Source organism: Azospirillum sp. SYSU D00513, from assembly GCF_017356015.1.
Classification (GTDB): Bacteria; Pseudomonadota; Alphaproteobacteria; order Azospirillales; family Azospirillaceae; genus Azospirillum.
On record NZ_JAFIQV010000065.1, the window covers coordinates 21,270 to 28,737 of the forward strand.

At 69.5% G+C, this 7,468-nt stretch carries 8 protein-coding genes; 6 read left to right on the plus strand and 2 right to left on the minus strand.

Annotated elements, in window-relative coordinates:
* Positions 1 to 7: 7 nt before the first annotated feature.
* From JUB11_RS29855 to JUB11_RS29875, 5 genes are all read left to right on the plus strand, one after another.
* Positions 8 to 1,627, plus strand: coding sequence for a molybdopterin-binding/glycosyltransferase family 2 protein (locus JUB11_RS29855; protein WP_207462451.1), 1,620 nt, complete (start codon positions 8 to 10; stop codon positions 1,625 to 1,627).
* A gap of 122 nt (positions 1,628 to 1,749) precedes the next feature.
* Entirely contained in the window at positions 1,750 to 2,745 is a 996-nt protein-coding gene (locus JUB11_RS29860) for a hypothetical protein (protein WP_207462452.1), read from the plus strand.
* 3 nt (positions 2,746 to 2,748) lie between these two features.
* Positions 2,749 to 3,765 (plus strand): hypothetical protein, encoded by a 1,017-nt coding sequence (locus JUB11_RS29865; RefSeq protein WP_207462453.1) that lies wholly within the window; start codon positions 2,749 to 2,751, stop codon positions 3,763 to 3,765.
* Between the two features lie 100 nt (positions 3,766 to 3,865).
* Complete coding sequence (locus tag JUB11_RS29870) at positions 3,866 to 4,126, plus strand: hypothetical protein (protein WP_207462454.1); 261 nt, start codon at positions 3,866 to 3,868, stop codon at positions 4,124 to 4,126.
* Positions 4,127 to 4,215: 89 nt separating this feature from the next.
* On the plus strand, positions 4,216 to 4,938 hold the full coding sequence (locus JUB11_RS29875; RefSeq protein WP_247887425.1) for a sulfur transferase domain-containing protein: 723 nt from the start codon (positions 4,216 to 4,218) through the stop codon (positions 4,936 to 4,938).
* A gap of 30 nt (positions 4,939 to 4,968) precedes the next feature.
* Here JUB11_RS29875 and JUB11_RS29880 read toward each other — a convergent pair whose 3' ends face one another.
* Both JUB11_RS29880 and JUB11_RS29885 read right to left on the minus strand, forming a co-directional pair.
* Positions 4,969 to 6,762, minus strand: coding sequence for an ABC transporter transmembrane domain-containing protein (locus JUB11_RS29880; RefSeq protein WP_207462455.1), 1,794 nt, complete (start codon positions 6,760 to 6,762; stop codon positions 4,969 to 4,971).
* A 170-nt stretch (positions 6,763 to 6,932) separates the two neighbouring features.
* Positions 6,933 to 7,109, minus strand: a complete 177-nt coding sequence (locus tag JUB11_RS29885) for a hypothetical protein (protein WP_207462456.1) — start codon at positions 7,107 to 7,109, stop codon at positions 6,933 to 6,935.
* 157 nt (positions 7,110 to 7,266) lie between these two features.
* On the opposite strand from JUB11_RS29885, the gene JUB11_RS29890 reads away from it, so the two are divergent.
* Positions 7,267 to 7,416 (plus strand): hypothetical protein, encoded by a 150-nt coding sequence (locus JUB11_RS29890; protein WP_207462457.1) that lies wholly within the window; start codon positions 7,267 to 7,269, stop codon positions 7,414 to 7,416.
* The last annotated feature ends 52 nt before the right edge of the window (positions 7,417 to 7,468 follow it).

The window sequence follows — 7,468 nt, forward strand, 5'->3', positions numbered from 1 at the left end:
CGCGCCCATGTTCTTCGGCTCCCTTCCGCTCGCCGAGGCCGAGGGCGCCGTCCTCGCCCATTCGCTGCGCGCGGGTTCCCTGGCCTTCAAGAAGGGCCGGCTGCTGAGCGCCGCCGATCTGGAGGCACTGCGCGCGGCGGGGGTCGAGACGGTCGTCGCCGCGAAGCTCGGCCCCGAGGACGTCGCGGAGGACGAGGCGGCCGAGCGCATCGCGGCGGCGCTGCTCGGCGACGGGCTGACGGCGGGCGCGCCCTTCACGGGCCGCGTGAACCTGTTCGCGGCGAAGCGCGGGCTGCTCGTCCTCGACCCGGCGCGGATCGACGCCATCAACCTGTGCGACGAGAGCATCACCGTCGCCACCCTGCCCGCCTTCGCCGCCGTCGAGCCGGGGCAGATGGTCGCCACCGTCAAGATCATCCCCTTCGCCGCTCCTGGCGCCTGCCTGGACCAGGTCGTGCGTGAGGCGTCTGGCGGCGGAGTCCTTGGCCTTGCCCCTTACCGCGCCTTGTCGGCCGCGCTGATCCAGACGCGGCTTCCCGGCCTGAAGGAAAGCGTGCTCGACAAGACCCTGGAGGTCACGCGCGCGCGCCTCGCCGCGCTGGGCGGCGCCCTGGTGGCGGAGCTGCGCTGCGAGCATGAGGAGGAGGCGCTGGCCCGGACCATCGTCGAAATCGGGGCGGTGGACCTGCTGCTGATCGCCGGGGCCTCGGCCATCACCGACCGGCGCGACGTGCTGCCCGCGGCCATCGAGCGGGCCGGCGGGACGGTCGAGCATTTCGGCATGCCGGTCGATCCCGGCAACCTGCTGCTGCTGGCGAGCCTCGACGGCAAGCCGGTGCTGGGCCTGCCGGGCTGCGCCCGATCGCCCAAGCTGAACGGCTTCGACTGGGTCCTCCAGCGTTGCGCCGCCGGGGTTCCGGTGACGCGCGAGGAGGTCATGCGCATGGGTGTCGGAGGACTGCTGATGGAAATCCCGACGCGTCCCCTGCCCCGCGCCGGCACCCCCGAGGCCGAGGCCCAGCGGGTGCCCCGCATCGCGGCGCTGGTGCTGGCCGCCGGGCGCTCCACGCGCATGGGCGGGCCGAACAAGCTGCTGGCGCCGGTGGACGGCGGGCCGCTGATCACGCGGACGGTGGACGCCGTGCTGGCCTCCGGGGCCGGCCCGGTGCTGGTGGTCACCGGCCACATGGCCGAGGAGGTCAGGGCGGCAGTCGGCGCCCGGCCTGTCGCCTTCACCCACAATCCGGCCTTCGCCGAGGGGCTTAGCACCTCGCTGCGCGCCGGCCTCGCCGCCCTGCCCGGCGACGTGGACGGCGTGCTGGTCTGCCTGGGCGACATGCCGCGCGTGTCCAGCGCCGCCATCGACCGGCTGATCGCCGCCTTCAACCCGCTGGAGGGGCGAGCCATCTGTGTCCCGGTCACCGGCGGCAAGCGCGGCAACCCCGTGCTGTGGGACCGCGCCTTCTTCCCCGAAATGGCCCAGGCCGCCGGGGACACCGGCGCCAAGCACCTGATCGGCCGCCACGCCGAGCTGGTCTGCGAGGTCCCCATCGACGAGCCGGGCGTGCTCTACGACGTGGACACGCCGGAGCTGCTGGCCGCCCTGCCGCCCGCCCCGGCGGTCTGAAGCGGGCTCCCACCGAGCCTGTGGGGCTGTGAACGTCCTGAAACCTGTGGCGCCTGTCCATTGCGCATATGCCAAATCCGCCTTACGGTCTTACGTCTTTTGCGTCAGCCGCGGCCGGTCCCATGTCCCGTTCGAATGATTTCGCCCAAACCTTCACCGCCGCCCATGCGGAGGTCGGGCTGTCCCGCGTGTCCGTGGCGCACATCCTGCGGCGGATCGAGGAGGATCCCTCCTTCCTCTTCAGCGAGGAAATGCGCCGGGGTGCCGGCCAATGCCCGATGCACGCGGCGAGCGGGTCGGAGGACCTGGACAAGGTCGCGGTCAACTCACTGCTGGCCTACCTGTTCGGGCGGCTTTACCAGGAGATCGCCGGCAACCTTCCGCTGACCGCGGAGGGCAACGTGATGCTGCCGATTCCGCCCCGCTCGCCGCACGGCATCGACCCGTCCAACCGCATTGCCATGCTGGTGGCGCCCCGGGACGTGTTCCTGTCCGTCCTTCGCGACGCGACCTGCCACCTGCTGGACGGGCTGATCATCCGCTGGGCGGCCGGGCTGCTGGCGGAGGAGGAGCATTACCGCGCGCTGGGTTCCGGCGAGATTTCCACCGTCGCGGCGGCGACCTTCGTGCTGCGCACGGTGCTGGAGGAGTCCACCCTCTACCAGCGCGCCGGCTACGACCTGCTGTCCATCACCAAGACCGGCAGCCACACGGCCATCCACATCTGCTGGGCGATGGCGGAGGCGGCCCCCCTGCTGAAGCCGGGCCTGCGCGCGGAGGAGTATGACGACCTCGTGCGGCGCAGCCTGAAGCAGGTCGTGCCGCTGTCCATGGCCAGCCTCGGCATGCTCGTCCATTACATGGAGGAGAGCGGGACCGAGCCGCCGGACGGGCTCGCCATCCACCCGCTGTCCCGCGACCAAACGGCCTTCGAACTGGACGAGAGCGGGCTGATCCGGCTCAGCGTCGGGCCGATCAAGCCCTTCGCCAAGCCCGATGAGCGCTACTACACCGGCTGCCCGGCCTTCTATTCGGCGGGGATGATGAAGCTGTATCTCGACATCGTGCTGGCCATCGCTCTCGATTACGGCGTCTACAGCCGGCTCCAGGAGGCCTGACCCATGGCTCGCCAGAACGATTTCGCCCTCACCTTCCTGGCCGCGCACGAGGAGGCCGGGATGACCCGGATCAACCTCGCGACCCTGCTGCACCGGATCGCCGAAAGCCCGGACTATCTGTTCGGGGAGGAGCTGAAGAGCCTCGGCGGGCACTGCCCTGTCCACGCCGACACCCGGCGCGAGGATTACGAGAAGGTCACCGTCAACACGCTGCTGGCCCTGCTCTACGGCAGCCTGCGCGAGCATGTGATCGCCCGCCTGCCGCTGGACGCGGACGGACGGCTCCAGCTTCCCAACCCGCCGGACTCCCCGCATGGGCTGGACGTCGCGGACGCCGACGGGCTGGCCGCCGCCGAACCGGAGCGGCTGGTCGGCTTCCTGCGCGACAGCAGCTGCCATCTGCTGGACGCGCTGATCAAGGGCTGGGTCATCAAGGTGATGGCCGAGGAGGAGCGCTGCCGCACGGTCGGCGAGATCACCGAGACGGCGGCCGCCAGCTTCGTGCTGGCGAACGCGCTGGACAGCTCGCTGCTCTACGCTCCCTCGGGCTACGACCTGCTGTCCATCACCAAGACGGGCAGCCACACGGCGATGCATGTCTGCTGGAACCTCGCCGAAGCCGCGCCGCTGTTGCGGCCGGGCCTGACGACGGCGGAATACGACGATCTCGTCCGGCGCAGCCTGAAGCAGATCCTGCCGCTCGCCATGGGCAGCCTCGGCATGCTGGTCCAGTACATGGAGGCCGGCGGGATCGAGGCGGAGGACCACCAGGCCATCCACCCGCTGCCCCTGAACCAGACCGCCTTCGTCTATGACGGCAGCCAGCCGGGCGGGCTGGTCGTACTGGATCCGGCCCTGATCGCGCCGACCGCCAACCCCGGCGAGCGGCATTTCACGGGCTGCCCTGCCTTCTACGCCAACGGAACGATCAACCTGTACATGGAGATCGTGCTGACCGTCGCGGCACAATACGACGTCTACCGGCGGGTCCAGGCAAGGCAGGCCGCCGCCGTCGCATAAGGGCGCGCGCCCCGTCCGAATGTATCGGGTCCGGGCGCGGTGAGTCCGTGTGACAGGATCCGGGGTACGCCTGTTGGTTCGCCGAGACCAAGGAGCACCCATGATCCCATCGACCACCGTGAACTGGACGACTCTCACCACGCTGCGCGCGATCCCCGGTCCCGGGATCACGACGCTGCCCGCCTCCGTCATCGCGATCACCCGTGCGGCCAACCTGAAACCCCTGATCGTCCGGCCGGCCCTGGACGAACTGGTGAAGCTGGGCTACGTCCGCGAATACCAGACGCGTTACGGCAAGGAGTATGCGCGGACCCCGCAGGGCGACCGGCGGCTCAGCGAGGTCAAGGAATGGCTGCGCTGACCCTTCGCCTCGCGCGGCACCGGTCCGGTGGCTCTTGACGCGACGAAAGGGGTGCCTATGTTGGCGGCTTCGGAACAAGAAGGTGCCGCTTGGCCAAGAAGGGGTTTCTCCGCCGTCACACCACCATCTTCCTGGGTGACGGCATAAAGCGCGCGCGGGGTGCCATGACCACGCGGTGGCAGCGTGCGCTGGGCCATGTCGAAAGCGTCTTCATGGATCACGCCTGCTTCCGGCTGATCTATTCGAACACCTATCGCGTCGCACCGGACCTGTACCGGGCGAGCCAGCCTTCCCCCTCCCAGATCCGGCAGGCGGCGGCGCTCGGCATCCGGACCGTGCTGAACCTGCGCGGCCGGCGCGACTGCGCCTCCTACCTGATGGAGACCGAAGCCTGCCGCCAGCAGGGGCTGACGCTGATCGACTTCCCCATCGGATCGCGCGAGGCGCCGAAGCGGGAGAACCTGCTGCGGGCCAAGGAGCTCTTCGACACCATCGAATACCCGGCCCTGCTGCACTGCAAGTCGGGCGCCGACCGCGCCGGCTTCATGTCGGTCTTCTACCTGCTGGCCCACGAAGGGCTCCCGGTGGAGGAGGCGATGAAGCAGCTCTCCTGGCGGTATGGCCATTTCAAGCAGGCGAAGACCGGCATTCTCGACCATTTCTTCGACAGCTACGCCGCCTACAACGCGAAGCATCCCATTCCCTTCATGGAATGGGTCGAGCGCGTCTACGACCCGGCCGAGCTGAAGGCCACCTTCCGGTCGGGCGAGCTGGCCGACACGCTGGTGGACCGCGTCCTCAAGCGCGAATAGCGCGACGCAGCGCTGCTCGCCCGGCGGATCTCAGCGGGCGAGCAGCGCCGCTTCCCCGTCGTCTCCGAACTGGAGTGCCACCAGCCGGGCGTAGGCCCCGCCGGCGGCCAGCAGGCTGTCGTGGGTGCCCTGCTCCAGGATGCGGCCGTCCTCCATCACGACGATATGGTCTGCGTCGCGCACGGTGGCGAGCCGATGGGCGATGACCAGCGTCGTACGGCCCCTGGTCAGCCGCTCCAGCGCGTCCTGCACGAGCCGTTCGGATTCGCTGTCGAGCGCGCTCGTCGCCTCGTCCAGCAGCAGGATCGGCGCGTCCTTCAGGAAGGCGCGGGCCAGCGCCAAGCGCTGGCGTTCGCCGCCCGAGAGCTTGAAGCCCCGGTCGCCGACCACCGTGTCGTAACCCTCCGGCAGACGGCTGATGAAGTCGTGGGCCGCCGCCGCCGCCGCGGCGGCGCGGATGTCGGCGTCGCTTGCGTCCAGCCGGCCGAAGGCGATGTTTGCCCGCACCGTGTCGTTGAACAGGACCGTGTCCTGGCTGACCACCGCGATGGCGGCGCGCAGGCTCTTCAGCGTCACGCCGCGGATGTCCTGCCCGTCGATCAGAACCCGGCCGGAACCCGCCTCGTACAGCCGGGGGAGCAGGTTGAAGACGGTGGACTTGCCGGCGCCGCTGCGGCCGACGAGCGCCACCCGGCTGCCGGGCTCGACCTCCAGGCTGATGCCCTTCAGCGTCTCGGACCCGTCCTCGTATGCGAAGCGGACGTCCTGCAGGGCGACGGCACCGTGCGCGACCCGCAGGGGCACGGCGTCCGGGCGGTCGGAAATGGACGGGGTGCGGTCGATCAGCTCGAAGATGCGCTGCGCCGAAGCCAACCCTTCCTGGAGCACGGCGTTCAGCGTGCCGATCGCGCGCACCGGCTGGGCCGCCATGAGCAGCGCGCCCACGAAGCCGGAGAAGGCGCCGATGGAGCCCTCCCCCAGCGTCATGCGGTATCCCGCGAATCCGATCACGGCCGCCACCGCGACACCGCCCAGGATCTCCATCATCGGGTCGATCCGCGAGCGGGCGCGCGTCGCCTTCATGGTCAGGCGGTAGTTGTCGTCGAAGGCGCGGGCGGCGCGGGACTTCTCGTAATCCTCCAGCCCGAAGGTCTTGACCATGCGCGATCCCGCGAGGCTTTCGGTCAGGAGCGAGGTCATGTCGCCCATCTGCGCCTGCGTGTCGCGCGAGACGCGGCGCAGCCGCTTGCCGATGCGCACGATGGGGATCGCCGCGAGCGGATAGACCAGGAAGACGATCAGCGACAGGACCCAGTCCAGGTAGAACATCGACGCGACGAGCGCGATGACGGTCAGCACGTCGCGCACCGGGCCGGTCAGCGACCGGGTCAGGGCGTTGCGGATCAGGTCGACGTCGTTGATGAAGCGGGAGGTCAGCGTCCCCGTCGGGGCCGCGTTGAGCTGCGCCGTGTCGGCGGTGAGGAGATGCTCGAACATCCTGGACCGCACGTCGCTGACGATGCGCTGGACGATGTCCGTCGTCAGCACGGTCTGGGTGTACATCGTCACGGCCTTGGTCGCCGTCACCGCGACGATCAGGACCGGGATGACCATCAGCATGGTCCGGTCCTGCTCCTCGAACATCCGGTAGGCACGGTCGATCAGGAGCGGATAGGCGCCCGTCACCAGGGCCAGAACGGCCATCAGCAGAAAGACCAGGAACATGCGGCCGCGGTAGGGCCGCGCCCATTCCCGCCAGATGCGGAGCATCATCCGCTCCGTCGCCGCGTCGAGGCGCAGCCGATCAGCGCTTTTCTTGGTCACGTGTGCGTCTTCCTAAACCGGGCCGGGTTGCTCTACCCCGATCCGGCGGCCCTTGTCCACCGAACCGGGCTTCCAGGCCCCTGCCGGCGCACAGGAGCAAGGGCGCGGAAGCTGCCTTCCGCGCCCTTGCCCGCTTCACACGTGGTCTTGTGGATCAGTGCTTGCTTGGATCAGTCCAGGGCATGGCCGAGCGCGGCGCCGCCGAGGCCGCCGATCACGGCCCCCCGCTTGCCGTCCACCGCGTAGCCGCCCGCGGCCCCGGCCGTGCCGCCCAGGACGCCGCCGGTCGAGCAGGCGCCGAGCGCCAGCATGGCGAGCGCTGCTCCACAAAGGCGCAGATAGGTCATGGTGCAATCCTCCAGGTGATTGGTTCGACCTGATAAACACCCGGCAATGGCTTTTGCTTCCGTCATTGATTGGATTCTTCCGGAACCAACCCCACCGCGCCCGAGTTCTCAAGCCGGGTTTCCGGCGAAACGACGAAGGCGAAGCGGGAGGATTGGAATGATCGGATTGCGCAAGCCCGCGCTTTGCGCGGTTGTGGTGCTGTCGCTCGGCGCCTGCCAGGCGGGCGGCAACCAGTATGGCGGCTATGGCGGCCAATATGGGGGCGGCCAGTATGGAGATACCGTGATGCGGATCAAGCAGGAATAAGGTTGGGTGCCAGGGCGGTCGTCCCGCGTCAAGGCTGGCGCTGGCGCGCCAC

Coding starts and splice junctions, on each gene's coding strand:
- JUB11_RS29855 (WP_207462451.1), top strand. CDS start 8: ATGTTCTTCGGCTCCCTTCCGCTCGCCGAGGCCGAGGGCGCCGTCCTC.
- JUB11_RS29860 (WP_207462452.1), top strand. CDS start 1,750: ATGTCCCGTTCGAATGATTTCGCCCAAACCTTCACCGCCGCCCATGCG.
- JUB11_RS29865 (WP_207462453.1), top strand. CDS start 2,749: ATGGCTCGCCAGAACGATTTCGCCCTCACCTTCCTGGCCGCGCACGAG.
- JUB11_RS29870 (WP_207462454.1), top strand. CDS start 3,866: ATGATCCCATCGACCACCGTGAACTGGACGACTCTCACCACGCTGCGC.
- JUB11_RS29885 (WP_207462456.1), bottom strand. CDS start 7,109: ATGACCTATCTGCGCCTTTGTGGAGCAGCGCTCGCCATGCTGGCGCTC.
- JUB11_RS29890 (WP_207462457.1), top strand. CDS start 7,267: ATGATCGGATTGCGCAAGCCCGCGCTTTGCGCGGTTGTGGTGCTGTCG.